This window comes from Acidovorax sp. SDU_ACID1, from assembly GCF_045291395.1.
Taxonomy (GTDB): Bacteria; Pseudomonadota; Gammaproteobacteria; order Burkholderiales; family Burkholderiaceae_C; genus MR-S7.
In genome coordinates this window covers 3,696,557-3,720,845 of the sequence record NZ_CP152342.1, presented here as the reverse complement: position 1 = coordinate 3,720,845, position 24,289 = coordinate 3,696,557, and the positions used below count along the sequence as shown (strand labels likewise).

Annotated in this window: 23 protein-coding genes and 1 pseudogene; 16 read left to right on the top strand and 8 right to left on the bottom strand. The window is 66.7% G+C overall.

Annotated elements, in window-relative coordinates; all coding sequences use genetic code 11:
• The first annotated feature begins 10 nt into the window (after window positions 1–10).
• Window positions 11–631, top strand: coding sequence for a DapH/DapD/GlmU-related protein (locus tag AAG689_RS18295; protein WP_024000703.1), 621 nt, complete (start codon window positions 11–13; stop codon window positions 629–631).
• Between the two features lie 4 nt (window positions 632–635).
• Entirely contained in the window at window positions 636–1,301 is a 666-nt protein-coding gene (locus AAG689_RS18290; RefSeq protein ID WP_406623189.1) for a lytic transglycosylase domain-containing protein, read from the top strand.
• 73 nt (window positions 1,302–1,374) lie between these two features.
• Here AAG689_RS18290 and AAG689_RS18285 read toward each other — a convergent pair whose 3' ends face one another.
• The 4 genes from AAG689_RS18285 to AAG689_RS18270 are packed head-to-tail and all read right to left on the bottom strand — an operon-like array spanning window position 1,375 to window position 5,243.
• Window positions 1,375–3,240, bottom strand: a complete 1,866-nt coding sequence (locus AAG689_RS18285) for a hypothetical protein (RefSeq protein ID WP_406623188.1) — start codon at window positions 3,238–3,240, stop codon at window positions 1,375–1,377.
• A complete protein-coding gene (locus tag AAG689_RS18280; RefSeq protein ID WP_406623187.1) occupies window positions 3,215–4,207 on the bottom strand; it encodes a glycosyltransferase family 2 protein in 993 nt (330 codons plus the stop codon). The genes AAG689_RS18285 and AAG689_RS18280 overlap by 26 nt, the downstream gene beginning before the upstream one ends.
• Window positions 4,208–4,218: 11 nt before the next feature.
• Entirely contained in the window at window positions 4,219–4,557 is a 339-nt protein-coding gene (locus AAG689_RS18275; RefSeq protein ID WP_020226511.1) for a multidrug efflux SMR transporter, read from the bottom strand.
• A complete protein-coding gene (locus tag AAG689_RS18270) occupies window positions 4,554–5,243 on the bottom strand; it encodes a class I SAM-dependent methyltransferase (RefSeq protein ID WP_406623186.1) in 690 nt (229 codons plus the stop codon). Before AAG689_RS18270 ends, AAG689_RS18275 begins: the two co-directional genes overlap by 4 nt.
• A gap of 231 nt (window positions 5,244–5,474) precedes the next feature.
• Between AAG689_RS18270 and AAG689_RS18265 the strand changes: the two are divergent.
• From AAG689_RS18265 to AAG689_RS18205, 13 genes and pseudogenes are all read left to right on the top strand, one after another.
• Window positions 5,475–6,574: pseudogene (locus tag AAG689_RS18265) on the top strand (MraY family glycosyltransferase).
• Window positions 6,575–6,614: 40 nt separating this feature from the next.
• Window positions 6,615–7,505 (top strand): acetylglutamate kinase, encoded by an 891-nt coding sequence (argB, locus tag AAG689_RS18260; protein ID WP_020226514.1) that lies wholly within the window; start codon window positions 6,615–6,617, stop codon window positions 7,503–7,505.
• A 117-nt stretch (window positions 7,506–7,622) separates the two neighbouring features.
• Window positions 7,623–8,261 (top strand): nucleoid occlusion factor SlmA, encoded by a 639-nt coding sequence (gene slmA / locus AAG689_RS18255; protein WP_406623185.1) that lies wholly within the window; start codon window positions 7,623–7,625, stop codon window positions 8,259–8,261.
• 132 nt (window positions 8,262–8,393) lie between these two features.
• Window positions 8,394–9,047 (top strand): TetR/AcrR family transcriptional regulator, encoded by a 654-nt coding sequence (locus tag AAG689_RS18250; RefSeq protein ID WP_406623184.1) that lies wholly within the window; start codon window positions 8,394–8,396, stop codon window positions 9,045–9,047.
• 32 nt (window positions 9,048–9,079) lie between these two features.
• Window positions 9,080–10,876: an acyl-CoA dehydrogenase C-terminal domain-containing protein gene (locus tag AAG689_RS18245; protein ID WP_406623183.1), complete on the top strand. Its 1,797-nt coding sequence runs from the start codon at window positions 9,080–9,082 to the stop codon at window positions 10,874–10,876.
• A 36-nt stretch (window positions 10,877–10,912) separates the two neighbouring features.
• Complete coding sequence (locus AAG689_RS18240; RefSeq protein WP_406623182.1) at window positions 10,913–11,347, top strand: DUF2147 domain-containing protein; 435 nt, start codon at window positions 10,913–10,915, stop codon at window positions 11,345–11,347.
• A gap of 15 nt (window positions 11,348–11,362) precedes the next feature.
• Window positions 11,363–13,765, top strand: coding sequence for a 3-hydroxyacyl-CoA dehydrogenase NAD-binding domain-containing protein (locus tag AAG689_RS18235; RefSeq protein ID WP_406623181.1), 2,403 nt, complete (start codon window positions 11,363–11,365; stop codon window positions 13,763–13,765).
• Between the two features lie 14 nt (window positions 13,766–13,779).
• Window positions 13,780–14,976: an acetyl-CoA C-acyltransferase gene (locus AAG689_RS18230; RefSeq protein WP_406623180.1), complete on the top strand. Its 1,197-nt coding sequence runs from the start codon at window positions 13,780–13,782 to the stop codon at window positions 14,974–14,976.
• 60 nt (window positions 14,977–15,036) lie between these two features.
• Window positions 15,037–15,897, top strand: a complete 861-nt coding sequence (locus AAG689_RS18225; protein WP_406623179.1) for an alpha/beta fold hydrolase — start codon at window positions 15,037–15,039, stop codon at window positions 15,895–15,897.
• Window positions 15,898–15,927: 30 nt separating this feature from the next.
• The gene (locus tag AAG689_RS18220) at window positions 15,928–16,767 is read left to right on the top strand and encodes an acyl-CoA thioesterase (protein WP_406623178.1); all 840 of its coding nucleotides are present in this window, start codon (window positions 15,928–15,930) and stop codon (window positions 16,765–16,767) included.
• An 8-nt stretch (window positions 16,768–16,775) separates the two neighbouring features.
• Window positions 16,776–17,561, top strand: a complete 786-nt coding sequence (locus AAG689_RS18215; RefSeq protein WP_406623177.1) for an enoyl-CoA hydratase — start codon at window positions 16,776–16,778, stop codon at window positions 17,559–17,561.
• 69 nt (window positions 17,562–17,630) lie between these two features.
• Window positions 17,631–18,113 (top strand): thioesterase family protein, encoded by a 483-nt coding sequence (locus tag AAG689_RS18210; protein WP_406623176.1) that lies wholly within the window; start codon window positions 17,631–17,633, stop codon window positions 18,111–18,113.
• Window positions 18,114–18,225: 112 nt separating this feature from the next.
• Window positions 18,226–18,759, top strand: a complete 534-nt coding sequence (locus AAG689_RS18205) for a polymer-forming cytoskeletal protein (RefSeq protein ID WP_020226525.1) — start codon at window positions 18,226–18,228, stop codon at window positions 18,757–18,759.
• Between the two features lie 48 nt (window positions 18,760–18,807).
• Here the strand turns inward: AAG689_RS18205 and AAG689_RS18200 are convergent, their stop codons facing one another.
• A complete protein-coding gene (locus AAG689_RS18200; RefSeq protein WP_406623175.1) occupies window positions 18,808–19,221 on the bottom strand; it encodes an acyl-CoA thioesterase in 414 nt (137 codons plus the stop codon).
• A gap of 7 nt (window positions 19,222–19,228) precedes the next feature.
• Here AAG689_RS18200 and AAG689_RS18195 point away from each other — a divergent pair, with 7 nt between their 5' ends.
• Window positions 19,229–21,070, top strand: a complete 1,842-nt coding sequence (locus AAG689_RS18195; protein WP_406626371.1) for an ABCB family ABC transporter ATP-binding protein/permease — start codon at window positions 19,229–19,231, stop codon at window positions 21,068–21,070.
• Between the two features lie 49 nt (window positions 21,071–21,119).
• Here the strand turns inward: AAG689_RS18195 and AAG689_RS18190 are convergent, their stop codons facing one another.
• The 3 genes from AAG689_RS18190 to AAG689_RS18180 all read right to left on the bottom strand — a co-directional run bounded on the left by AAG689_RS18190 (window position 21,120) and on the right by AAG689_RS18180 (window position 24,283).
• Window positions 21,120–22,106 carry an alpha-ketoacid dehydrogenase subunit beta gene (locus AAG689_RS18190; protein ID WP_406623174.1) on the bottom strand — a complete coding sequence of 329 codons (987 nt, stop codon included), beginning with the start codon at window positions 22,104–22,106 and terminating at the stop codon, window positions 21,120–21,122.
• An 11-nt stretch (window positions 22,107–22,117) separates the two neighbouring features.
• A complete protein-coding gene (locus AAG689_RS18185; protein ID WP_406623173.1) occupies window positions 22,118–23,125 on the bottom strand; it encodes a thiamine pyrophosphate-dependent dehydrogenase E1 component subunit alpha in 1,008 nt (335 codons plus the stop codon).
• 123 nt (window positions 23,126–23,248) lie between these two features.
• The gene (locus tag AAG689_RS18180) at window positions 23,249–24,283 is read right to left on the bottom strand and encodes a DctP family TRAP transporter solute-binding subunit (RefSeq protein WP_406623172.1); all 1,035 of its coding nucleotides are present in this window, start codon (window positions 24,281–24,283) and stop codon (window positions 23,249–23,251) included.
• Window positions 24,284–24,289 lie beyond the last annotated feature (6 nt).

Genomic DNA, 24,289 nt, shown 5'->3' with positions numbered 1-24,289 from the left:
CGGGCGACACATGTTGCTGGGCGTTCCTGAGGTAACCGCTTCCCATCCCGGCGTTGACAGCCTGGGCCGGGACTGCCGGATAGACACGTCCGTTTCCGTGATGCGATTCGGCCGCCGCACGGGGGTGCTGAGTCTTGCGGACGAGGTGAGCTTGTACGTGAATACGCGGCTCGTTCTGGGCGACGTGGACATTGACCCTTGCGTGCGCCTGCATATCGGCGCGCGCACCATCGTCAATGCTGGCGGTTATCTGTCTGGCGAAGGAGGGCTGGAGATTGGCGCTGACGTGTTGATTGGGCCCCACGTGAAACTGCTGTCCGCCGGGCATGCCATCGACGAAGGCGACGTGATCATCGCGCGCAACCGCATCACCCGCGGGCAGATCGTCATCGAAGACGGCGCCTGGATTGGCGCTGGCGCCGTGGTGCTCGAAGGCGTGCGCATCGGCCGGGGCGCCGTGGTCGCCGCAGGCGCGGTGGTGCGTCAGGACGTGCCGGCGGGCATGGTGGTGGCGGGCATTCCCGCTAGAGCGATCCGCTCCCGCCGGGTGGCCGGTTTCGCCCCGGTGGCTGACGGCAGCGGCGGTCTGTGGCTGCGGTGGTGCCGTTGGTGGAATGCACGGCGAGGTTGACGGCATGGCGAGATCTTTCATACGGGCGGCGGCGCTGTGGCTGTCGCTGCTCTGCGCGGGACCTGTCTTTGCGGACGGCAAGGCGATCTGGGAATTCGTGGATGGCGAGGGGGTAGTGCACATAGGCAATGCCGTTCCTCCTGCGCAGCGCGGCGTCATCTGGCTGCACCAAGTGCCGATGGCGCGCGGTGCTGTGGCCGGGCAGGGCGCCGCCAGCCCGAAGCCCTTGAGCAAAATGGTGGGCTTCGAACAGGTCAAGCCGCATCTGGAATCGGCGGCGCTGTCCGAGTCGCTCGATCCGATGCTCGTCATGGCTGTCGCCGCGGCCGAGTCCGCCTTCAATGCGGACGCGGTTTCCCACAAGGGCGCCTTGGGGCTGATGCAGATCATGCCGGCCACGGCGGCGCGCTACGGCGTGGCGGCAGGCGCGTCGCCCGATGGTCGGCACGCCGTCATGGAGCCCCGGATCAATGCCCAGGTCGGCAGCCGCTACCTGGCGGATCTGCTGCGCCTGTTCGACGGAGACAAGGAACTGGCCGTTGCTGCTTACAACGCGGGTGAGGGGGCGGTCATCAAGCACGGTCGGCGCATCCCTCCCTATCCGGAAACGCAGAAATATGTCGAGAAGGTGATGCGCCTCTACAAGACCTGGTCCGACCCGCTGCCTTGAAAAGAAGGCGCAAGAGAAAATAGGCAATTGCGCCTATACATAAAGGGCTTTTGCTATAAAATTTATAGCTCTCCTAGGGCGCTGCAGTGCGGGCAATGGCCGATACGTCGCAGTGCATGGGCTCCCCGAGCGAGGACAGAGCGACAGCTGGTGCGCTGCCATGCGGGGAGAGGAGCCATTCCAGGTCGTAGTAGTAAAGGCTCAGATACCTGTGGCGTTCGGTGATCATGGGCCGGGCGATGCTTGCGCCCTCCAGGCGCCAGTAGCCGGGCTGGTGCGCGGGCAACTCCTCGCTGCATCGCAGGACCAGGCGCAGGAGGATGTCCGCGGCACCGGGCGGCATGGTGACCTGCAGGCCATGCTCCAGATGGGCTGGCAGGTAGGTCATGTAGTTGAACCTCTGCTGCGATAGCAGGGTGGCCGTGCGTTTCCCATTGAGGGCGATGTCTAGTGCCTGCGGCGCATAGACCGCTGAATCTCCGGCCACGGCGATGGCCTCGATGCCCTTGGTGAAATCAAAGCGCAGGCGGTCTTGCGCGGTGGCAATGAAATACCGGGGCGCCGGTGGCTGGGTGATGGCCGCAGTTGTGCAGGCCGGCTCGAAATAGCGGCTGGTGGCCTCCCGCATCGCCATCGGCGCCAGCCCTGCGACCTGATCCTGGCAGATGCGGCGGGTGTCCAGAATCTCGCGCACGGCGGTCAGATGCCTGTAGGTGTAGGACGGAACGACGATGTCCGAGGGCGGCGCCTGCGGGAAAAACATGGTGGATATCGGCCAGTCCATCTTTCCCAGGCGATCCATGCCCCGGTAAAGAATGGCGTGCGACGAGAGCGCGATGGCAAAGAAGGCGCCTGCGAGGGCGCGCAACCCGAGGCGGGGGATTTTCAGCAGGTCACAGAACCGACTCCAGCCATAGGCGGCGGCCACGGCTAGCCAGGGGTGGATGACATCGAGGTGCCAGAACCCTCCCTGGTGCAGAAATGCCATCGAGACGATCAGCCAGATGGCCAGGGTGGCCAATATCCAGCGGACGGTGCGCTCGGCCCATCCCAGCATGCAGCACAAGCCGAGGCCGGCCAGCATGACAGCCAGGCCCGCGGCGGCGAGGGTGTCGAGCGGCTGCATGGCCGGCTGGATTCCAGTGACAAGGCTGTAGGGCATCAGGAGCGCGTCGCGCCACTTCGCCAGATCCAGGAAATTGGCAAGCCAGCCGTGACCGGGCTGCTGCAAGGCCGCCGCTGGCGCGCCGGTGGCCGCCAGCCGGGCCCATGCGCCGGACTTGACGAGCCAGACCGCCGTCGCTGCGGTGGCGATGGCGACCGAGGCCAGGGTGCGCTTGTCCGCGAGGATGCGGCGGTGGAACAGCACGTACAGGGTCAGACCCGCCAGCAGAGGCGCAGCTGAAGGGTGGATCTGCACCAGCAGGAAAAAGACCAGCGGCAGGGCAAACCAGCCAGCTTTCTCCTGGCTGGCAGAGCGGATGTACAGGCCCAGCAGGACGTTGCTGAACGTGATGATGAGTGCTGGCGCCCAGGCGCTGTGGGCATAGATGGACGGAAAAAGAGGCAGCGCCAGGGTGGCATAGACTAGGCCACAGTGTGGGCCGAAGGCCTGGCTCGTCTGGCGCCACAAATAGAGGGCCGACAGAAGAAACAGGATGCCAAAGGCAATGAAAACGCTGGCGTCGCTGTCCTTGAGCAGCAGCGGCAGCGCCAGCAGGTAATAGAACCCGGGCGGCAGCGTAATGCGCTCTCCGAACATGGGCGGGCTGTTGACGGGCCACTCGTGCGCGTGGACGAGCCGGCGCGCGACTTCCATGTCGCGGATCTGATCCGGGCCGTGGAAGGTGACGTCGAAGAAGTAAATCTGCAGGCCTCCCAGCACCGCGATCATCAGCGGCGCCAGAAGGAGATCAACGGGCGTCTTGTTCTTTGCCATAGGGGCTGTGGCCGTCCAAGTGGGCTACGGGCGGTGTTTCCTGCTGGACCATTTCCTTGATGAGATAGGGCGGGCGGCGCTTGGCTTCTATGTAGATCCTGCCGATGTATTCGCCAAGAATGCCGAGCCCTATCAGTTGCACGCCGCCAAAGATCACCATGGCCGTCAGCAGCGTCACATACCCTGGGGTTTGTATGCCGTGCATCAGCGCTCGGACGATGATGAGGGCGGAGTACAGCAGCCCGACCAGTAAAACGCCGGTTCCAATGTAGGTCCAGACTCGAAGGGGTGCGGTGCTGAAACTGGTGATGCCTTCGAGCGCCAAGTTCCAGGAGCGCCATTTGTTGAAGGATGATTTGCCGCCAAAGCGCTCCTCGACCTCGTATTCGACGAATTGCGGCGCATATCCCACCCAGGCGAACATGCCTTTCATGAACCGGCAGTTCTCGGGCATGCTCCGGAGGTGATCGGCCACTTTCCTGTCGATCAGCCTGAAATCGCCGACGTTCTCGGGCAGCTTGACATCGGAAATTCGGTTGTGAAGCCGGTAGAAGATGCTGGCGAGAAAACGGTATGCCTTGGTGTCTGTGTCCCGGGATATCCTGCGGCCCAGCACCACTTCGGCGCCGTGCTCCCAGGCGTGGATGAAGTCGTCGATGACTTCGGGCGGGTGCTGCAGATCGGCATCGATGAAGATCACGGCGTCGCCGCCGGCATGGTTCAGCCCGGCGGTGAGTGCTGCCTCCTTGCCGAAATTCCGGGTGAAATTGATGCCTTTCACCCATTTCTGTTGCTTTGACAGTTTTTCGATGGCCGGGAAAGTGCCATCCGAGCTGCCATCATTCACCAGGATCAGCTGGAATGCGTATTGGTCGTGCCGGGCCAGGACTTTCGAAAGCCTGTCGAAGAACGGCCCGATGTTCTCCTCTTCGTTGAAGCAGGGGGTAACGATTGCAATCTTCTTCATGCGCAGCCGCTCTATTTCGAAAGAAGAAATATGCCAGCGATGATGGTGGCGGTGCCGATGATTTTCTGCAGGGATAGGCTTTCTCCAAAATACACCGTCCCGATCAGGAGTACGCCGATGATGGACAGGCCTGTGTACAGGGGATAGAGCGTGGACAGATCGAAATACCGCAGGAGAAAGGCATAGCTGAAGAAAACTCCGCCGTAGAGCACCAGGGCGGCGCCGGTGCGCGCAATCCAGTCGATCCTGAGCGGCGGGTGGCTGGCGGCAGAGCGCAGGAGCGCATGGGCCAGCGTGAGCGCCGCGGCAAGCAGCAGCGCGGAAAAGACCAGCTTGAGCGTCTGGCTCATGGGGCAGCGGTCTGCATGGCCGGGGTGATGGCGATGGCCCAGTCGCCCCCCCGGAGTTCATGGCGCACTTGGTGGGGCTGCAGCAGCCGGAGCAGGGGTTCGATGTGCGGATAGAAGTTCAAGTGCTCGTCGAGCGTGTAGAAGTAGTAGCGTTGCCGCGGCAGGACGATGAACAGTTGCCTCCTCGTGATGCGCAGCAGTTCCTTGATCGATGCTTCGACGTCGAGCAGGTGTTCGACGACGTGGGTGCAGGTTACGACGTCGAATTCGTGATCCGCGAAGGGCAGCGATGGGAGCATGCCCTCATGGAATTCAAAATGCGTCGATTCGCCGGTGACGGCAACCACGTCAACGCCTGCGAGCCTGCGCCATGGACGCTCCCCGCTGAGCCGGGAGAGCAGATAGCCGTTGCCCGTGCCGACGTCGAGCAGGCTCATGCCGCTGGTGTGCCGCAACTGCTCGGTGATGAAGCGCACCGAAGCCTCGTTGAGATCGCTTACGCGCCTGCGGGATATCGAATTGCCCAGCGAGGCATAGAAATTCCTGTAATCCTCCGCTGTCATGGCGTATGCCCGGGACTTGAACTCCATGAAGGGCCGGACCGCAAAGGTGCCATAGGCCATCACGAAGAAGGGCCACATGAACCAACGGCTGTCGCGAATGGCGGGCGGCACCAGTTCATCCATGACGTAGCGTACTTTTTCGGTTATTTCTCTCTTCATTGGTCGGCTTCCCAGGCCAGGCGGTGTACGTATTCACCGGCGGCCTTCGCGGTGCATTGTCCCAGCAATCTCCCTGGCGCCCGGCAGCGGCATGCGGTGGGGGGTAAAGCATGCGCCAGTTAGTTGCAAATTGAGGGGACGGTTGGCGTATCCGCCAAGCCGCTGGCTGGGCAGTGCGAGTACCATCAGCCCCCCATGATCTGGTTGTCTCTGGTTGGCTTTCTCGTTGCAGGGCTGTCTGCTGCTTACATCATCCGTTGGATGGGGGGCGCGCAGCAATGTATGGCGAAACCATGCCCCAGCGCTTTCACGTGGGCGAAGTGCCGCGCTTGGGCGGGATGGCGCTGCTGGCAGGCGTGGTGGCAAGCTGGCTGCTGGGCATCTGGCAGACGCATGCGGGCGACCCAGGCTCATTGCGCATGGGCTTCTGGGTGTTCTGGTGGATCGTGGTGCTGCTGCCGGCAGCTTTGGGGGGCATCGCGGAAGATATGACGCAGCGGCTCACGGTGCGCTATCGGTTGCTGTTGACACTGGTATCTGGCGGGTTGGCCGCGTGGCTGCTGGAACTGAATGTGACTCGGTTGGGCCTGCCATGGCTGGACACATTGCTGGGCCAGGCTCCATGGCTGGGTGTAGGCATCGTGCTCCTGGCCATAGCAGGACTGCCGCATGCTTTCAACATCATCGATGGCTACAACGGCTTGGCGGGAATGGTGGCGTTGATCGTCTGCCTTGCTTTGGCACATGTGTGCCTGCAGGTAGGCGACCGTGCACTGGGAGCGTTGCTGGTATGTCTCGCTGCGGCCACGGGAGGGTTCCTGGTGTGGAATTACCCACGCGGCATGCTGTTCGCGGGCGATGGCGGGGCCTACATCTGGGGCGTGGTGATCGCGGTGGCCAGCCTGTCGCTGGTGCAGCGCAACGTTGACGTATCGCCTTGGTTCCCTGTGCTGCTGTTGATCTATCCGATCTGGGAGACGATGTTCTCGATTTACCGGAAGCTGGCCCGGGGCGACTCGCCCGGCATGGCCGATGCCCTGCACTTCCATCAGCTCATCTACCGCCGGCTCGTGCGCGGCGTGTTCCATGATGACGAAGCGCGCCGTATGCTCAAGCGCAACAACCGTACTTCTCCCTATCTATGGGCGTTTTTTATGCTGACGGTGGTACCTGCCGTGCTGTTCTGGCGCAATACGCTTGTGCTTATGGCGTTCTGCGGATTGTTCGGTGTGACCTACGTGACGGCATACATCGGCATAGTGCGCTTCAAGGTGCCAGACTGGATGCGGTTTTAGTTGCACAATCTGCGGCACTTTTCCGCATTGAAATTGCCCCATGACCGACCTTCTTTCGATCGCCCCTCGCGACAAGGCTGAAATCCTGGCCCAGGCGCTGCCCTACATCCGCAAGTTTCACGGCAAGACGCTGGTGATCAAGTACGGCGGCAACGCGATGACCGATCCGGCCCTGCAGGCCGATTTCGCCGAGGACGTGGTGCTGCTCAAGCTCGTGGGCATGAACCCAGTGGTGGTCCATGGCGGCGGCCCGCAGATCGAGGCGGCGCTGGGTCGCCTGGGCAAGAAGGGCGAGTTCATCCAGGGCATGCGCGTGACCGATGCCGAGACCATGGAAGTGGTGGAATGGGTGCTGGCCGGCGAAGTGCAGCAGGACATCGTTGGCCTGATCCACCAGGCGGGCGGCAAGGCCGTGGGCCTGACGGGGCGCGACGGTGGGCTGATCCGCGCCAAGAAGCTCAAGATGGTGGACAACAAGGATCCGAACGTCGAGTACGACGTGGGCCAGGTCGGCGACATCGTTTCCATCGACCCCAGCGTGGTCAAGGCGCTGCAGGACGATGCGTTTATCCCCGTCATCAGCCCCATCGGTTTCGGCGAAGAGAACGAGAGCTACAACATCAACGCCGATGTGGTGGCCAGCAAGCTGGCTACGGTGCTGCAAGCCGAGAAATTGGTGCTGCTCACCAACACCCCGGGCGTGCTTGACAAGGCGGGCAACCTGCTCACCGACCTGACGGCGCGCGAGATCGACGGACTGTTCGCAGACGGCACCATCTCCGGCGGCATGCTGCCCAAGATCAGTGGCGCGCTGGACGCGGCCAAGGCCGGCGTGAACGCGGTGCACATCATCGATGGCCGCGTGCCGCATTCGATGCTGCTGGAAATCCTGACGGACCAAGCCTACGGCACCATGATCCGCAGCCACTGAGAATTTCAGTGAAATAGGGCTCCAGCGCTTGTCGGGAAAGCGCTGGAAGCTACCAATTCAGGAGTGAAGGGGCTGGCGCAGCGCTGTGCGAGAATCAATTGCACACAGGTGTTGCCTATGTCCGAATCGATCTCCGCACTCCCCGAACCCACCGCTTCCGAAGACGCTCCGGCCGCACGCCGCCGGCCCCGGCCGGGGGAGCGGCGCGAGCAGATCCTGCAGACCCTCGCGTCCATGCTGCAGCAGCCGGGGGCCGAGCGCATCACCACGGCCGCCCTGGCGCGGCAACTGGAGGTGAGCGAGGCGGCGTTGTACCGCCACTTCGCCAGCAAGGCGCAGATGTTCGAGGGGCTCATCGACTTCATCGAGCAGAGCGTCTTCACCCTGGTGAACCAGATTGCCGAGCGGGATGGCCACGGCGCCCAGGCGGCCGCGCGCATCGTGGCGATGGTGCTGCAGTTCGGCGAGCGCAATCCCGGCATGGTGCGGGTGATGGTGGGCGATGCGCTGGTGTACGAGAACGAGCGCCTGCAGCAGCGCATGAACCTGTTCTTCGACAAGATCGAGGCCACGCTGCGCCAATGCCTGCGCCCCGCGGCACAGGCCGCGGGCGATGCGGCACCCACCGCGCAGGCGCAGGTGGCCGCCGCCGCGCTGAGCGACCTGATCTGCGGTCGGCTGCAGCGCTACGCGCGCACGGGTTTCCGCCGATCGCCCACGGAGCACCTCGACGCTACGCTGGCACGGCTGCTGTAACGGCGGCACGCTGCCAGCCTCGCCGGTTTTCTTCTAGGGGTTTACCCCCGAAATCCCCGCACAGGGAGAGAGGCTCTGGCGCAGGCCCTGTCTTTTGTGCAAAATAGAACGATCGTTCGTTTTATTTGTGCCATGCCCGCATCGACCACCTCTCCCAAGCCCGCCCGTGCGCCCCGCCGCGCAGGCCGGGCGCTGCAGAAAGGGCAGCAGACCAAGGCCGCGATCGTCGATGCGGCGCTGGGCCTGGCGACGCACATCGGGCTGGAGGGCTTGTCCATCGGCGCCTTGGCCGACGTGACGGGCATGAGCAAGTCCGGCGTCTTCGCCCATTTCGGCTCGCGCGAGGAACTGCAGATCTCCGTGGTGCGCGAATACCACGCGCGCTTCGAGCAGGAAGTGTTCTATCCCGCCATGAGCGCTCCGCGTGGCGTGGCACGCCTGCGCGCGATGTTCGCCAACTGGATGCAGCGCACCTCGATCGAGATCGACTCTGGCTGCATCTACATCAGCGGCGCCGTGGAGTTCGACGACCGCGCGGGCCCGGTGCGCGACGCGCTGGCGGGTTCGGTGCTGACCTGGCATGCCGCCATGAAGCGGGCCATCCAGCAGTGCAAGGAATGCGGCGAGATCCAGCCGGACGTGAACGAGGACCAGATGCTGTTCGAGATCCACGGCCTGATCCTGGCGCTGCACTACGAGGCGCGCTTCCTGCGCACGCCCGGCTCCATCGACCGCGCGAACGCCGGCTTCGACAACATCCTGGCGCGCTACGGCGTCCAGCCTTGACCTTCATTTCCACTTTTTTCCAGGAGTCCACCATGCCCACTTACACGCCGCCGCTGCGCGACATGCAATTCGTCCTGCATGAAGTCTTCAAGGTCACCGACGAGTTCAAGGCCATGCCGCGCCACGCCGAGGTGGACACCGACACCGTCAACGCCGTGCTGGAGGAGGCCGGTAAGTTCGCTGCGGGCGTGACCTTCCCGCTCAACATCAGCGGCGACACGGAGGGCTGCACGCTCGACCAGAAGACCCACGAGGTCACCACGCCCAAGGGCTTCAAGGAAGCCTATGCGCAATACGTGGAGGGCGGCTGGGCGGCGCTGTCGTGTGACCCGGCTTACGGTGGTCAGGGCCTGCCGTTCGTGATGAACCAGTGCCTCTACGAGATGCTCAACAGCGCCAACCAGGCATGGACCATGTACCCCGGCCTGTCGCACGGCGCCTACGAAGCCCTGCATGCGCACGGCACCGACGAGCAGAAGAAGACCTACCTGCCCAAGCTGACCAGCGGCGAATGGACCGGCACCATGTGCCTGACCGAGCCCCACTGCGGCACCGACCTGGGCCTGCTGCGCACCAAGGCCGAGCCCCAGGCCGATGGCACGTACAAGATCACCGGCAACAAGATCTTCATCAGCGCGGGCGAGCACGACTTCACCGAGAACATCGTCCACCTGGTGCTGGCCCGCCTGCCCGACGCGCCGAAGGGCAGCAAGGGCATCAGCCTGTTCGTGGTGCCCAAGTTCAAGGTGAACGCCGAAGGCAGCCTGGGCGAGCGCAACCCCATCTACTGCACGGGCCTGGAGCACAAGATGGGCATCCACGGCAACGCCACGGCGCAGATCGCCATCGACGGCGCCATCGGCACCCTGGTGGGCGAGCCCAACAAGGGCCTGGCCGCCATGTTCGTGATGATGAACGCCGCGCGCCTGGGCGTGGGCAACCAGTCGCTGGGCCTGACGGAAGTGGCCTTCCAGAATGCGCTGGCCTATGCCAAGGACCGCATCCAGATGCGCTCGCTGAGCGGCGTGAAGGCCAAGGACAAGGAGGCCGACCCCATCATCGTGCACCCCGACGTGCGCAAGATGCTGCTCACCGCCAAGGCTTACGCCGAGGGCGCGCGTGCGCTGCAGATTTTCTGCACGCTGCTGCTGGACAAGGCGCACGAGCACCCCGATGAAAAGGTGCGCAAGGACAGCGATGAGCTGGTCGCCCTGCTCACGCCCATCGTCAAGGCCTTCATCACCGACAACGGCCACATCAGCACGAATGCGTGCATGCAGGTCTTCGGCGGCCACGGCTTCATCAAGGAATGGGGCATGGAGCAGTTCGTGCGCGACAACCGCATCAACATGATCTACGAAGGCACGAACACCGTGCAGTCGCTCGACCTGCTGGGACGCAAGATCCTGTCGAACAACGGCGCCACGCTCAAGAAGTTCGGCAAGCTCGTGGGCCAGCTCGTGGCCGAAGAGGGCGTGAACGAGAAGATGGCCGAGTTCATCAACCCCATTGCCTACCTGGGCGACCAGATGACCAAGTTCACCACCGAGATCGGCTTCCGCGGCTTCCAGAATCCCGACGAAGTGGGCGCCGCCGCCGTGGACTACCTGCGCGTGGCCGGCCACCTGGTGTTCGGCTACCTGTTCGCACGCATGGCCCAGGTGGCGCTGCGCGAAATCGCCGCAGGCAACGCTGATCCGTTCTACCAGGCCAAGCTGCAGACGGCGCGCTTCTACTTCGCCAAGCTGTTCCCCGAGACCGCCACGCTGATGCGCACCGCGCGCGCCGGCAGCAAGCCGCTCATGGACACCGACGCGGCCCTCGCCTGATCGGAGTGTTTTGAGTCTTTTTGCACTGGAGCCCATATGAGACAAGCGCTGGCAGCTATTCTTTTCGCAGCAATCGCCGCCCCCGTGTGGGCCCAGGCCACCCCCGTGGGCCTGTGGCGCAGCATGGATGACAAGACCGGCGAGGCCAAGTCCGAGATCCGCATCCAGGACGCCGGCGGCGTGCTGGAAGGGCGCATCGAGAAACTGCTGCGCAAGGACGCCGATCCGGCGGCCAAGTGCGTGGAGTGCAAGGATGAGCTGAAAGACCAACCCATGGTGGGCCTGCCCATCATCCGCGGCGCCAGGAAGGCCGAGGGCAAGGACGTATGGGAGGGCGGCAAGATCCTCGATCCCGAGAGCGGCAAGCTCTACACCCTGCGCCTCACGCCCGTGGAGGGCGGGCAAAAGCTCGAAGTGCGCGGCTCCATCGGCCCCTTCGGCCGCACCCAGACCTGGCAGCGCGTGCAGTAATCAAGGAACGCAGTAATGTCCCGATTCAATGTGAAGAAAGTCGCCGTGCTCGGCGCCGGCGTGATGGGCGCGCAGATCGCGGCCCACCTCGTCAACGTGAAGGTGCCCGTGGTGCTGTTCGACCTTCCGGCCAAGGAAGGCCCCAAGAACGGCATCGTCACCAAGGCCGTCGAAGGGCTGAAGAAGCTCAAGCCCTCGCCGCTGGGCGTGCCCGAGGACGCGGCGCTGATCCAGCAGGCGAACTATGAGGAACACATGGCCCTGCTGGGTGAATGCGACCTCGTGATCGAGGCCATCGCCGAGCGCATGGATTGGAAGCTCGACCTCTACAAGAAGATCGCGCCCCACCTCGCGCCGCACGCCATTGTGGCGAGCAACACCTCGGGCCTGTCGATCACCAAACTCTCCGAGGCGCTGCCCGAGAGCGTGAAGCCGCGCTTCTGCGGCATCCACTTCTTCAACCCGCCGCGCTACATGGTGCTAGTGGAGCTGATCGACACGCCCACGACTGAAGCACAGGTGCTCGACCAGCTCGAAGCCTTCGTCACCAGCGGCTTGGGCAAGGGCGTGGTGCGCGCGCACGACACGCCCAACTTCATCGCCAACCGCGTGGGCATCGCGGGCATGCTCGCCACGATGAAGGAGGTGGAGAACTTCGGCCTGACCTTCGACGTGGTGGACGACCTCACGGGCAAGAAGCTCGGCCGCGCGAGCAGCGGCACCTTTCGCACCGCCGACGTGGTGGGGCTGGATACGATGGCCCACGTCATCAAGACGCTGCAGGACAACCTGGACGAGCAAAGCGACCCGTTCTACGGCAGCTTCGGCACGCCTGCCGTGCTGCAAAAGCTCATCGAACTGGGCAACCTGGGCCAGAAGGCCAAGGCGGGCTTCTACAAGAAGGTGGGCCGCGACATCCTGCGCTTCGAGCTGGAGAGCGAGGAATACGTGCCCGCGGGCGCGAAGGCCGACGAGGTCTATGGCCGCATGCTGAAGCGGCCCGCCGCTGAGCGCCTGAAGCTGCTGCGTAATGCCGAAGGCGCGCAGGGCCAGTTCCTCTGGGCCATCCTGCGCAACAGCTTCCACTACGCGGCCGTGCACCTCGCCACCATCGCCGACACCGCACGCGACGTGGATCAGGCCATGCGCTGGGGCTTCGGCATGAAGCAGGGCCCGTTCGAGCTGTGGCAGGAAGCGGGCTGGCTCGACGTGGCGAAGATGGTCCAGGAGGACATCGACGCGGGCAAGGCATTGAGCCGCGCACCGCTGCCCGAATGGGTGTTCAAGGGCCCCGTGGCCGAAGCGGGTGGCGTGCACACGGCGCAAGGCTCATGGAGCCCCCGTCAAGGCAAGTTCGTTCCGCGCCGCCAGTTGCCGGTGTACGAGCGCCAGCATTTCCCCGAGAAGCTGCTGGGCGAAGACAACCTGCCCGACTGGCGCAAGGCCGGCACCACCATCGGCGACACCGACGCGCTGCGCACCTGGACGCTGGACGGCAAGGTGCTCATCGCCAGCATCCAAAGCAAGATGCACGCGATCAGCCCCGACGTGATGGAAGGGCTGATGGAGGCCGTCGATCTCGCCGAGCGCGAGTACGACGGCATGGTGATCTGGTCGGGCGACGCGCCCTTCAGCGTGGGCGCCGACCTGCAGGCCACCATGCCCGCCTATGTGGTCGCGGGCATCGCGGCCATCGAGGGCGTGGAGCACGAGCTGCAGAACCTCATGCTGCGCCTGCGCTACGCCCAGGTGCCGGTGATCTCGGCCATCCACGGCATGGCGCTCGGCGGCGGGTGCGAGCTGGCCGTGCACAGCGCGCGCCGCGTGGCGCACATGGAAAGCTACATCGGCCTCGTCGAAGTGGGCGTGGGCCTGGTACCCGGCGCGGGCGGCCTGACCTACATCGCGCGCCGCGCGGCCGAGAACGCGGCCACTGGCACGGGCAAGGACATCCTGCCCTTCCTGACCGAAGGCTTCACCGCCGCTGCGATGGCGAAGGTGGGCACCAGCGCCATCGAGTCGCGCAAGCTCGGCTACCTGCTGGAGAGCGACCTCATCGTGCCGCACAAGGACGAAGTGCTGTTCGTCGCCATCAACGAGGCGCGGAGCATGGCAGCGAGCGGTTGGCGCGCGCCGGCCAGGCGCCTCTTCCCCGTGGCGGGGCGCAGCGGCATCGCCACCATCAAGGGCTCGCTGGTGAACATGCGCGACGGCGGCTTCATCAGCGCGCACGACCAGCACATTGCCACGCTGATCGCCGAGGTGGTCTGCGGCGGCGACGTGGATGCGGGCACGCTGGTCAGCGAGGAATACCTGATGGCGCTAGAGCGCAAGGCGTTCTGCGCGCTCATTGAGCACCCCAAGACGCAGGAGCGCATTCTGGGGATGTTGAATACCGGCAAGCCCGTGCGCAACTGAAAGAGACAACGACCATGAAGCAAGTGCAAGACGCCTACATCGTCGCCGCCACGCGCACGCCCATCGGCAAGTCGCACCGCGGCTACCTGCGCAACCACCGGCCCGACGACCTGCTGGCCACCATCCTGAAGGCCGCGCTGGCCCAGGTGCCGGGGCTCGACCCGGCGGCCATCGAAGACATCATCTGCGGCTGCGCCATTCCCGAGGCGCAGCAGGGCCTGAACGTGGCGCGCATCGGCGCCGTGCTCGCGGGCCTGCCCACCAGCGTGGGGGGCATCACGGTGAACCGCTTCTGCGCCTCGGGCCTGTCGGCCGTGGCGATGGCGGCCGACCGCATCCGCGTGGGCGAGGCCGAGGTGATGATCGCCGCCGGCGTGGAGAGCATGAGCATGGTGCCCATGATGGGCAACAGCCCCTCGCTTTCGCCCAGCATCTTCGAGCGCGACGGCGACGTGGGCATTGCCTACGGCATGGGCCTCACCGCCGAGAAGGTGGCGCAGCAGTGGAAGGTGACGCGCGAGGCGCAGGACGCCTTTGCGCTCGAATCGCACCGCCGCGCCATCGCCGCGCAGCAGGCGGGCGAGTTCGCCGACGAGATCACCCCCATCGAAGTGACCGACCGCACGGCCGACTTGGCCACGGGCGAAGTGGTTGCCACGACCCGCACCGTGGGCCTGGACGAGGGCCCGCGCCCCGACACCACGCTGGAAGGGCTGGGCAAGCTCAAGACCGTGTTCGCTGCGCGCGGCACCGTCACGGCGGGCAACAGCTCGCAGACCAGCGACGGCGCGGGCGCGCTGATCCTGGCGAGCGGCGACGCGGTCAAGCGCTTCGGCCTCACGCCGCTGGCGCGTTTCGTGAGCTTCGCCAGCAAGGGCGTGCCGCCCAGCATCATGGGCATCGGCCCCATCGAGGCGATCCCCGCCGCGCTGCGCTATGCGGGCCTGAAAGCCGACGACATCGGCTGGTATGAGCTGAACGAAGCCTTCGCGGCCCAGTCGCTCGCCGTGGTCAACACGCTCGGGCTCGACCCGGCCAAGGTGAATCCGATGGGCGGCGCCATCGCCCTGGGCCACCCGCTGGGCGCCACGGGCGCGATCCGTTCGGCCACGGTGGTGCATGCGCTGCGCCGCAAGAACCTGCAGTACGGCATGGTCACGATGTGCGTGGGCATGGGGCAGGGCGCGGCCGGCATCTTCGAGCGCGTGTAACGCATACCCACCGTGCGCGCTGCCGCCAGAAGCGGCGCCACGGCGACCCAGGAGACAGGCATGCAAACCCTCGCCCTTCCGGTGGAAGGCGCCGCGCCGCTGGCGCTGCGCGTGTATGCGCCCAGCGCCGACGTGGTGGCCAGCGTGGTGATCGGCGGCGCGATGGGCGTGCGCCAGAGCTTCTACGAGGACTTCGCCACCTGGCTCGCCGGCCAGGGCTACCAGGTGACCACCTTCGACTACCGGGGCCACGGCGATTCGCTGCGGGGCCCGATGCGCGAGGTGCGCGCCAATCTGACGGACTGGGCGCGCGACTACGAGGCCGTGATCGCCCACGCCAAGGCGCTGCAGCCCGGCCGGCCGCTGTTCCTGCTGGGCCACAGCCTGGGCGCGCAGCTGCCGGGCCTGTTGCGCGCGCCGCAGCAGGTGGACGGGCTGCTGTCCATCGCCGCGGGCAGCGGCTACTGGCGCGACAACGCGCCGCGCCTGCGCCGCGTGGTGCTCTATTTCTGGCACGTGCTGGTGCCGCTGGCCACGCGCCTGTGCGGCTACTTCCCCGGGCGGCGCCTGCGCAAGGTGGGCGACCTGCCCGCCGGCGTGGTGCTGCAGTGGCGCCGCTGGTGCCTGCACCCGCAGTACAGCGTGGGCGCCGAGGGCGAGTCCGCCGCGCGCAGCTATGCGGCCGTGCGCTTTCCGGTGCGGGCGCTGTCCATGAGCGATGACGAGCTCATGACCTGGCGCGGCACGCACAACCTGGTGAACCTGTACGCCAACGCGCCGCGCAGCGTCGAGCGCGTGGCGCCGCAGGACGTGCAGGCGCGGCGCATCGGGCACTTCGGCTTCTTCCGCGCACAGTTCGCGCAGAGTCTGTGGCCGCGCGCGGCCGCGGTGCTGGCGGGCTGGACGGGCGCGACACCGTAGCCGCAGGTTTCGCGGCACACTCGCACGTCTATGACCACCGCACACCACCACAGCATTCATCCCCTGGACGATGCGCTGGCGCTCACCTCCGCCGCGCCCGGGCAATACGAAGGGCGCACCACGCCAGCCTACTGGAACATGGTGGGGCCGTTCGGCGGCGTCACCGCGGCCACGCTGCTGCAGGCCGTGCTGCAGCACCCGGATCTGCTGGGCGAGCCGCTGTCGCTCACCGTGAACTACGCCGGCGCGCTGACGCAGGGGCCGTTCACGCTGCAGGCCACGCCGGTACGTACCAACCGCTCCACGCAGCACTGGACGCTGTCCGTCCTGCAGCCCGATGCCGAAGGTGCGCCCGTGGTCACCACCACGGCCACCGTGGTCACGGCCGCGCGCCGCGAGACCTGGGGCGCGGCCGACACGCCCATGCCCTCCGTGCCCGCGCCGGCGCAGTGCAAGGCCATCCCGCCCGCCTTCCCCGTGGAATGGCTGCGGCGCTACGAGATGCGCCCCGTGGCCGGCAGCCTGCCCGCGCAGTGGGACGGCGGCGGCGAGAGCAGCCTGTCGCAGCTGTGGATGCGCGACGCGCCCGCACGGCCGCTCGACTTCTGCGCGCTGGCGGCCATGGCCGACATCTTCTTCCCCCGCGTCTGGCTGCGCCGCGCGCGCCAGGTGCCTGCGGGCACCGTGTCCATCACCGTCTATTTCCACGCCGGCAGCGCGCTGCTGGCGCAGACCGGCGCGGGCTACCTGCTGGGCCAGGCCCGCGCGCAGGAGTTCCGCAACGGCTTCTTCGACCAGACCGCGCAGCTGTGGAACGAGGCCGGCGCGCTGCTGGCCACCAGCCACCAGATCGTCTACTACAAGGAATGAACCGCACCATGAGCACACAGGACATCCTGGTCCACACCGAAGCCGGCGTGACCACCATCACCCTCAACCGCGCCGACAAGAAGAACTCCCTCACCGAGGCCATGTACGCCGCCATGGCCGACACGCTGGCCGCGGCCGCGCAGGACGCCGCCGTGCGCTGCGTGGTGTTCCAGGGCGACATGGCCATCTTCAGCGCGGGCAACGACATCGGCGACTTCCTGCGCCAGTCGGCCGCAGGGGTGCCGCAGCCCGACGGCGAGCGCCCCGTGTGGCGCTTCCTGCACCTGCTCGCCGCCTTCCCCAAGCCGCTGGTCGCCGCCGTCTGCGGCCCGGCCGTGGGCATCGGCACCACGCTGCTGCTGCACTGCGACCTGGTCTACGCGGGCGACAACGCCGCCTTCTCGCTGCCCTTCGTGAACCTGGGCCTGTGCCCCGAGGCCGCGTCGAGCCTGCTGCTGCCGCAGATGCTGGGCTACCACCGCGCAGCCGAGGCGCTGCTGCTGGGCGAGCCCTTCATGGCCGAGGCCGCGCTGGAGGTGGGCCTGGTCAACCGCGTGGTGCCGCCCGCGGAATGCAACGCGCTGGCCCAGGCACAGGCGCGCAAGCTGGCAGCCAAGCCGCTGACGGCGCTCATCGAGACCAAGCGCCTGATGAAGGCCGGCCAGGCAGCGCAGGTGCGTGAGCGCATGGACGAGGAAGGCCTGAGCTTCGGCCACCTGATGGGCGGGCCCGCCGCCAAGGAGGCCTTCTCGGCGTTCATGGAAAAGCGGCGCCCGGACTTCAGCAAGTGCTGAGCTTGCATAGAAAACAGGCCCCAGCGCTTTACTGACAAGCGCTGGAAGCTCCTTTTTTGATAGTCACCGATGACCAAGTCCGTCCCATCGCCTGTCGTCTTCGAGCCCGAGTTCATTGCCGGCCTGAAGGACATCTTCGAAGAGAAGATTCCCTTCAACCGCCTGATCGGCCTGCGCATCACCGAACTGGAGCCCGGCCACGTCGCAGGCCGCATCGACATGCGTCCGGAACTAGTGGGGCACTTCGTCTACAACCGCATGCACGGCGGCGTCATCAGCGCGGGGCTGGACGCCATGGGCGGGCTGGCCGTCATGGCTGCCATCGGCGCCAAGCACATGGAAGACCCGCCGCTGCAGCGCCTGCACCGCTTCTCCAAGCTGGGCACCATCGACCTGCGCATCGATTACCTGCGCCCCGGCATCGGCAGTCACTTCACGCTGCGCGCCGAGGTGCTGCGCCTGGGCTCGCGCGTGGCCAGCACGCGCATGGAATTCCTGGGGCCGCAGGGTGAGTTGATGTCGGCAGGTTCTGCAGCCTACATCGTCGCGTAAGCCCTGCAAGTGCATGCAACGATAGAGCGGTTTGGTTACCGTTCTTGCGTAACAGGGGCGGTTTCGCCGCGGCACGGCTTCTAGCATGGGCGGGTCTTTTCAAGGAGAACCGATGGCCGTGCAAAACCCCTTCTTTGGCAAACGCGAACCCGATGCATTCCAGCCGCGCCAGCCTTCGTCCGTTCTGGGCGGATCGACCACCCCCAGCACCAGTGCCGTGACCAAGCCCGCCACCCCCGCCAGCAGCACCACTCCCGCTACCACAGAAGGCGGCAGCAAGCTCACCGTGGGCCCGAACATCAAGCTCAAGGGCGTGGAGATCACGGACTGCGACACCCTGGTGGTGGAGGGCACGGTGGAGGCCACGATGGATTCGCGCGTGATCCACATCGCCGAGCAGGGGGCGTTCCGCGGCTCCGCGGAGATCGACATCGCCGAGATCCATGGCGAGTTCGACGGCGCGCTCACCGTGCGCCAGAAGCTGGTGATCCACAGCACGGGCAAGGTCAGCGGCAAGATCCGCTACGGCAAGGTGGTGATCGAGGAGGGCGGCCAGCTCTCGGGCGAGATCGAGGTCGGCGTGGGCGGCGGCGGCCGGCAGAGCCAGTCCTCTTCCGCGCCGTCCCCGGCGCTCGCGGCGGCCTGACGCGGCTTCGCGCTCACACCACGACGGGAGCCCTTGGGCTCCCGTTGTTCATTGGGGACGGGGAATCTCGCGCGGGCGGCCTTCGTCGTCGATGGCCACGTAGGTCAGCAGCGCCTCGGTCACCTTCACGTACTGGCCCTGGGCGTGGAAGCCCTCGGCGTAGACCTCCACGTCCACGGTGACCGAGGTGCGACCCACGCGCACCACGCTCGAATAGAGCGAGAGGATGTCGCCCACGCGCACTGGCTGCTTGAAGACGAACTCCTTCACGGCCACGGTGGCCATGCGGCCCTGCACCAGCCGAGCGGGCAGCACGGCGCCCGCCAGGTCCACCTGCGCCATCACCCAGCCGCCGAAGATGTCGCCATTGCCGTTGGTGTCGGCGGGCATGGGGATGACCTTCAGCACCAGTTCCTTGTCGGTGGGCAATGTGGCGTGGGGGCGGATGGAATCGTCGGTCATGGGCACAATGGCAGGCAGTAAAACAACGATTGTCCCCCATGCGCCGCGGTGGCGATTCCCCCTTCCTCCCTCCCCGCCGGGAAGCTCCGACTGGGCGGCCCTGCGCCGCCTGCTGCCCTACCTCTGGGAATACAAGTGGCGCGTGCTCGCCGCGCTGGCCTTCATGGTGGGCGCGAAGGTCGCCAACGTGGGCGTGCCGGTGCTGCTCAAGAACCTGGTGGACGCCCTGTCGCTCAAGCCCGGCGACCCCATGGCGCTGCTCGTCGTGCCCGCGGGGCTGCTGCTGGCCTATGGCGGCCTGCGCCTGGCCACCTCGCTCTTCACCGAACTGCGCGAGCTGGTCTTCGCCAAGGCCACGCAGGGCGCGGCGCGCAGCATTGCACTGAGTACCTTCGAGCATCTGCACGCGCTCAGCCTGCGCTTCCACCTGGAGCGCCAGACCGGTGGCATGACGCGCGACATCGAGCGCGGCGTGCGCGGCATCGAGTCGCTGATCTCGTACTCGCTCTACAGCATCCTGCCCACGCTGATCGAGGTGGCGCTGGTGCTCGGCATCCTGGCCGTGAAGTTCGACGCCTGGTTTGCCGGCATCACGCTGGCGGCGCTGGGCATCTATATCGTGTTCACCGTCACAGTGACCGAATGGCGCACGCAGTTCCGCCGCCAGGCCAACGAGTTCGACTCCGCCGCGCACACCAAGGCCGTGGATTCGCTGCTGAACTACGAAACCGTCAAGTACTTCAACAACGAGGCCTTCGAGGCCCGCCGCTACGACGAGAGCCTGGAGCGCCTGCGCCGCGCGCGGCTCAAGAGCCAGACCACGCTCTCGCTGCTCAACACCGGCCAGCAGCTCATCATCGCCACGGCGCTGGTCGCCATGCTCTGGCGCGCCACGCAGGGAGTGGTCGACGGGCGCCTGACGCTGGGCGACCTGGTTATGGTCAACGCCTTCATGATCCAGCTCTACATCCCGCTCAACTTCCTGGGCGTGATCTACCGCGAGATCAAGCAGAGCCTGACCGACCTGGACCGCATGTTCACCCTGATGGACCGCGAGCGCGAGGTGGCCGACGCGCCCGGCGCCCAACCCCTGGCGCTGGACGGGCAGCCTGCGGTGCGCTTCGAGGACGTGCATTTCGCCTACGAGCCCAGCCGCCCCATCCTGCACGGCGTGAGCTTCGAGATCCCGGCGGGCAAGACCGTGGCCGTGGTCGGCCCTTCGGGCGCGGGCAAGAGCACCCTCTCGCGCCTGCTGTTCCGCTTCTACGACATCCAGCAGGGCCGCATCACTATCGCGGGACAGGACATCCGCGCCGTCACCCAGGCCAGCGTGCGCCAGGCGATCGGCATCGTGCCGCAGGACACGGTGCTGTTCAACGACACGGTGGAATACAACATCGCCTACGGCCGCCCCGGCGCCAGCCGTGCGGAGGTGGAGGCCGCCGCCCGCGGGGCGCACATCCACGGCTTCATCGCCGCCACGCCCAAGGGCTACGACACCATGGTGGGTGAGCGCGGCCTGAAGCTCTCGGGCGGCGAGAAGCAGCGCGTGGCCATCGCCCGCACGCTGCTCAAGAACCCGCCCATCCTGATCTTCGACGAAGCGACCAGCGCCCTGGATTCGGCCAACGAGCGCGCCATCCAGGCCGAGCTGCGCAGCGCCGCGCAGAACAAGACCGCGCTGGTGATCGCGCACCGCCTGTCCACGGTGGTGGATGCGCACGAGATCCTGGTGATGGACGCGGGCCGCATCGTGGAGCGCGGTACGCACGCGGCGCTGCTGGCCCAGGGCGGACGGTATGCCCGCATGTGGGCCATGCAGCAGACCAGTGGCGAAAATGGCCGCTAGCGTTTGGTGGTAAAGCGCCAGCAGCTATCAATAAGAGAGCTTCCGCCCCTTACTTCCCCTGCAGCCGCCGCGCGGCCTGCACGATCTGCGCCTCGCCGATGCGCGATTCGGCCTCCAGCGTCTGCGCGTAGCCCACGGGGATGCGCGGCGCGCCCAGGCGGGCGACGCGGGCGCCGGTGTGCTCGGCCACGGTGGCGGCCACCTCTGCGCCGAAGCCCGCGGCCTGCACGGCTTCGTGCACCACCAGCAGGCGGCCGGTGCGGGCGCTGCTGGCCAGCACCGCCTCGCGGTCCCAGGGCCAGATGGTGCGCAGGTCGAGCACCTCGGCGTGGATGCCCTGCGCGGCCAGCTGGCGCGCGGCGTCCACGCAGGCGTGCACCTGGCGCGACCAGGAGACGATGGTGAGGTCGCCCGCCGCGGCGCTCTGGTGGGCGACGCGGCATTGGCCGAGTTCCACCGGCGCGCCGTCCACCTCGCCCTGCAGGCCCCACAGCTCCTTGTGCTCCATGTAGACCACGGGGTCGCCGCAGGCGAGAGCGGCCTTGAGCAGCCCGTAGTTGTCGGCGGGCGTGGAGGGCGCGACGACGACCAGGCCCGGCACGTGGGCGAACCACGATTCGAACGACTGCGAGTGCTGCGCGGCCGATGCCGTCCAGATGCCGATGGGCAGACGCGCGACCAGCGGCACGCGGCCCTGGCCGCCGAACATGTAGCGGTTCTTGGCGGCCTGGTTGACCAGCTCGTCGATGGCGCACAGCGCGAAGTCGGCCACGCGCATCTCGACCACGGGCTGCAGGCCCGCGAGCGCCATGCCGACGCCGGCGCCCATGATGGTGGCTTCGGAGATGGGCGTGTCGATCACGCGGTCGGTGCCGAACACGTCGGCCAGGGTGCGGCCTTCGGGCGTGCGGTACTGGCCGAAGACGCCGCCGCGCCCCAGGTCTTCGCCCATGGCGATCACGTGGGGGCTGGCCTGCATGGCTTCCTGCAGGGCGAGAGCTGCGGCCTGCGCGTAGGTGAGGGTGCGTGGTTGCATGGCGGTGGCGGTCATTTCCAGGCCCCTTCGCCGATGGTCACCACGTCGGTGTAGGCGTCGGCGGCTTGCGGCACGGGGGCGGCGGCGGCGGCGGCCAGGGCGGCCTCGATCTCCTGGCGGGCCTCGGCCTCGATGCGCTCGGCCTGCTCGGTCAGGCCGCGCGCGTGCAGGCATTCGCGGGCGCGGGCGATGGGGTCGTCCTTGAGCGCCTCGGCCACCTCCTGCGGGTCGCGGTAGGTGGCGGGGTCGACGGAGACGTGGCCCTTCTGGCGGTAGGTGAGGGCGTGCAGCAGGCGCGGGCCGCCGCCGGCGCGGATCTCCGCGATGAGGCGGCGCGCGGCGCTGCTCACGGCCTCCACGTCGTTGCCGTCCACGCGCGTGGCGGGGATGCCCAGGCTCTCTGCGCGCGCGCTCGCGGCCTGCGTGCCGGCGGTCATGGGCGCGGAGCGGGTGGTGGCGGAGATGCGGTTGTCCTCGCAGACGAAGAGCACGGGCAGGTGGTAGACCTGGGCCCAGTTCAGCGCTTCGAGGAAGGGGCCGCGGTTGATGGCGCCGTCGCCAAAGAAGCTGACGGCGATGGCCTCCTGGTCCTGGAGCTTGAGCGCATGGGCCGCGCCCACGGCGATGGGCAGCCCGGCGGTGACGACGCCGTTGGCGCCCAGCATGCCCACGGAGAAGTCGGCGATGTGCATGGAGCCGCCCTTGCCGCCGTTGTAGCCGCTGGCGCGGCCGAACAGCTCGCACATCATGCGCGTGGCGTCCGCGCCCTTGGCCAGCGTGTGGCCGTGGCCGCGGTGGGTGGAGGTGAGCAGGTCGCGCGGCCCCAGGTGCTGGCACACGCCCGCGGCGACGGCCTCCTGACCGGTGGACAGGTGCAGCGGGCCCTTGACGCGCACCTCCGACGCCTTGCCCGTGGCCGCGCCGCCCCAGGTCACGCCGCCCTGGCTGGCGGCCTCCGCGGCGTCTTCGAACGCGCGGATGCGCACCATGGTGCGGTAGAGATCCAGCAGTTCAGTCATGAAAGAAGAAAGGGAGCTATGAAAAAGGAGCTGCCGGCGCTTGATGCCAGCCGATTTCAAAGTCTTTTGCCTTGAAACCGGCCCGCAGCAAGCGCGGGCAGCTATCGTTTTGGTAGTTGCGTTTTATTGCTTGCGCGCGGCGATGGCCTTTTCCGCCATGTCCACGAGGTTGGTGCCGATGGTGGGCTTCCACTTGTCGTAGACGGGGCGGGTGGCCTTCACGAAGACTTCGCGCTGCGCGGGCGTGAGCTGCGTGACGGTTACGCCCATGCCGGCGATGTCCTTGAGCAGGGGCTTGCCGGCTTCCACCAGGCCCTTGCGCGCCAGCACGATCTCCTGCTTGCCCGCGTCCACGGCGGCCTGGCGAACGATGTCGCGGTCGGCCGGCGTCCAGCTGTTCCAGATGTCCTTGTTGACCACGAACACCAGCGGGTCGGCCATGTAGCCCCAGGTGGTCACGAACTTCTGGCCGACGGTGTGCATCTTCAGCACGGTGAAGAGGAACAGCGGGTTCTCCTGCCCGTCCACCGCGCCGCTGGACAGGGCCGGCTGCGCGTCGGCCCAGCTCATCTGCGTGGGGTTGGCGCCCAGGGCGGTGAACATGTCGGCGAAGATGGGCGAGCCCACCACGCGGATCTTCATGCCCTTCAAGTCCTCGGGCTTCTCGATGGCGCGCTTGGAGTTGGTGATCTCGCGGTAGCCGTTCTCGCCCCAGGCCAGCGGCACGACGCCGGCCTTGTCCAGCGTCTTGAAGATCTCCTTGCCCACCTCGCCCTGCGTGAGCGCGTCCACGGCGGCGTAGTCGGGCATCAGGAAGGGCAGCGAGAACAGGTTGAGCTGCTTGACCTGCGGCGACCAGTTGATGGTCGAGCCCACGGCCATGTCGATCACGCCCTGGCGCAGCGCGGAGAACTCGCGCGTCTGGTCGCCCTGGATCAGCGACACGCCGGGGTAGAGCTTGATGTTGATGCGGCCCTGCGTGCGCTCCTTGACCAGGTCGGCCCAGATCTGGCCGGCCATGCCCCAGGGCGTGGGCGGGCCCAGCACCAGCGACAGGCGGTATTCGCTCTTGTAGTTGCTTTGCGCTATCGCCGGTGCGGCGACGGTGAGGGCAGCGGCCGCAGCCACGGCGGATGCGAGGAAAGTACGCAGTTTCATGGGTTG

Bases quoted from the DNA above. Each gene is read 5' to 3' on its own strand.
- AAG689_RS18225 (WP_406623179.1), top strand. From the start codon at position 15,037: ATGCAAACCCTCGCCCTTCCGGTGGAAGGCGCCGCGCCGCTGGCGCTG.
- AAG689_RS18190 (WP_406623174.1), bottom strand. From the start codon at position 22,106: ATGCAACCACGCACCCTCACCTACGCGCAGGCCGCAGCTCTCGCCCTG.
- AAG689_RS18195 (WP_406626371.1), top strand. From the start codon at position 19,229: ATGGCAGGCAGTAAAACAACGATTGTCCCCCATGCGCCGCGGTGGCGA.
- slmA (WP_406623185.1), top strand. From the start codon at position 7,623: ATGTCCGAATCGATCTCCGCACTCCCCGAACCCACCGCTTCCGAAGAC.
- AAG689_RS18245 (WP_406623183.1), top strand. From the start codon at position 9,080: ATGCCCACTTACACGCCGCCGCTGCGCGACATGCAATTCGTCCTGCAT.
- AAG689_RS18250 (WP_406623184.1), top strand. From the start codon at position 8,394: ATGCCCGCATCGACCACCTCTCCCAAGCCCGCCCGTGCGCCCCGCCGC.
- AAG689_RS18180 (WP_406623172.1), bottom strand. From the start codon at position 24,283: ATGAAACTGCGTACTTTCCTCGCATCCGCCGTGGCTGCGGCCGCTGCC.
- AAG689_RS18200 (WP_406623175.1), bottom strand. From the start codon at position 19,221: ATGACCGACGATTCCATCCGCCCCCACGCCACATTGCCCACCGACAAG.
- AAG689_RS18185 (WP_406623173.1), bottom strand. From the start codon at position 23,125: ATGACTGAACTGCTGGATCTCTACCGCACCATGGTGCGCATCCGCGCG.
- AAG689_RS18215 (WP_406623177.1), top strand. From the start codon at position 16,776: ATGAGCACACAGGACATCCTGGTCCACACCGAAGCCGGCGTGACCACC.
- AAG689_RS18275 (WP_020226511.1), bottom strand. From the start codon at position 4,557: ATGAGCCAGACGCTCAAGCTGGTCTTTTCCGCGCTGCTGCTTGCCGCG.
- AAG689_RS18230 (WP_406623180.1), top strand. From the start codon at position 13,780: ATGAAGCAAGTGCAAGACGCCTACATCGTCGCCGCCACGCGCACGCCC.
- AAG689_RS18290 (WP_406623189.1), top strand. From the start codon at position 636: ATGGCGAGATCTTTCATACGGGCGGCGGCGCTGTGGCTGTCGCTGCTC.
- AAG689_RS18295 (WP_024000703.1), top strand. From the start codon at position 11: ATGTTGCTGGGCGTTCCTGAGGTAACCGCTTCCCATCCCGGCGTTGAC.
- AAG689_RS18205 (WP_020226525.1), top strand. From the start codon at position 18,226: ATGGCCGTGCAAAACCCCTTCTTTGGCAAACGCGAACCCGATGCATTC.
- argB (WP_020226514.1), top strand. From the start codon at position 6,615: ATGACCGACCTTCTTTCGATCGCCCCTCGCGACAAGGCTGAAATCCTG.
- AAG689_RS18210 (WP_406623176.1), top strand. From the start codon at position 17,631: ATGACCAAGTCCGTCCCATCGCCTGTCGTCTTCGAGCCCGAGTTCATT.
- AAG689_RS18270 (WP_406623186.1), bottom strand. From the start codon at position 5,243: ATGGATGAACTGGTGCCGCCCGCCATTCGCGACAGCCGTTGGTTCATG.
- AAG689_RS18285 (WP_406623188.1), bottom strand. From the start codon at position 3,240: ATGGCAAAGAACAAGACGCCCGTTGATCTCCTTCTGGCGCCGCTGATG.
- AAG689_RS18280 (WP_406623187.1), bottom strand. From the start codon at position 4,207: ATGAAGAAGATTGCAATCGTTACCCCCTGCTTCAACGAAGAGGAGAAC.
- AAG689_RS18220 (WP_406623178.1), top strand. From the start codon at position 15,928: ATGACCACCGCACACCACCACAGCATTCATCCCCTGGACGATGCGCTG.
- AAG689_RS18235 (WP_406623181.1), top strand. From the start codon at position 11,363: ATGTCCCGATTCAATGTGAAGAAAGTCGCCGTGCTCGGCGCCGGCGTG.
- AAG689_RS18240 (WP_406623182.1), top strand. From the start codon at position 10,913: ATGAGACAAGCGCTGGCAGCTATTCTTTTCGCAGCAATCGCCGCCCCC.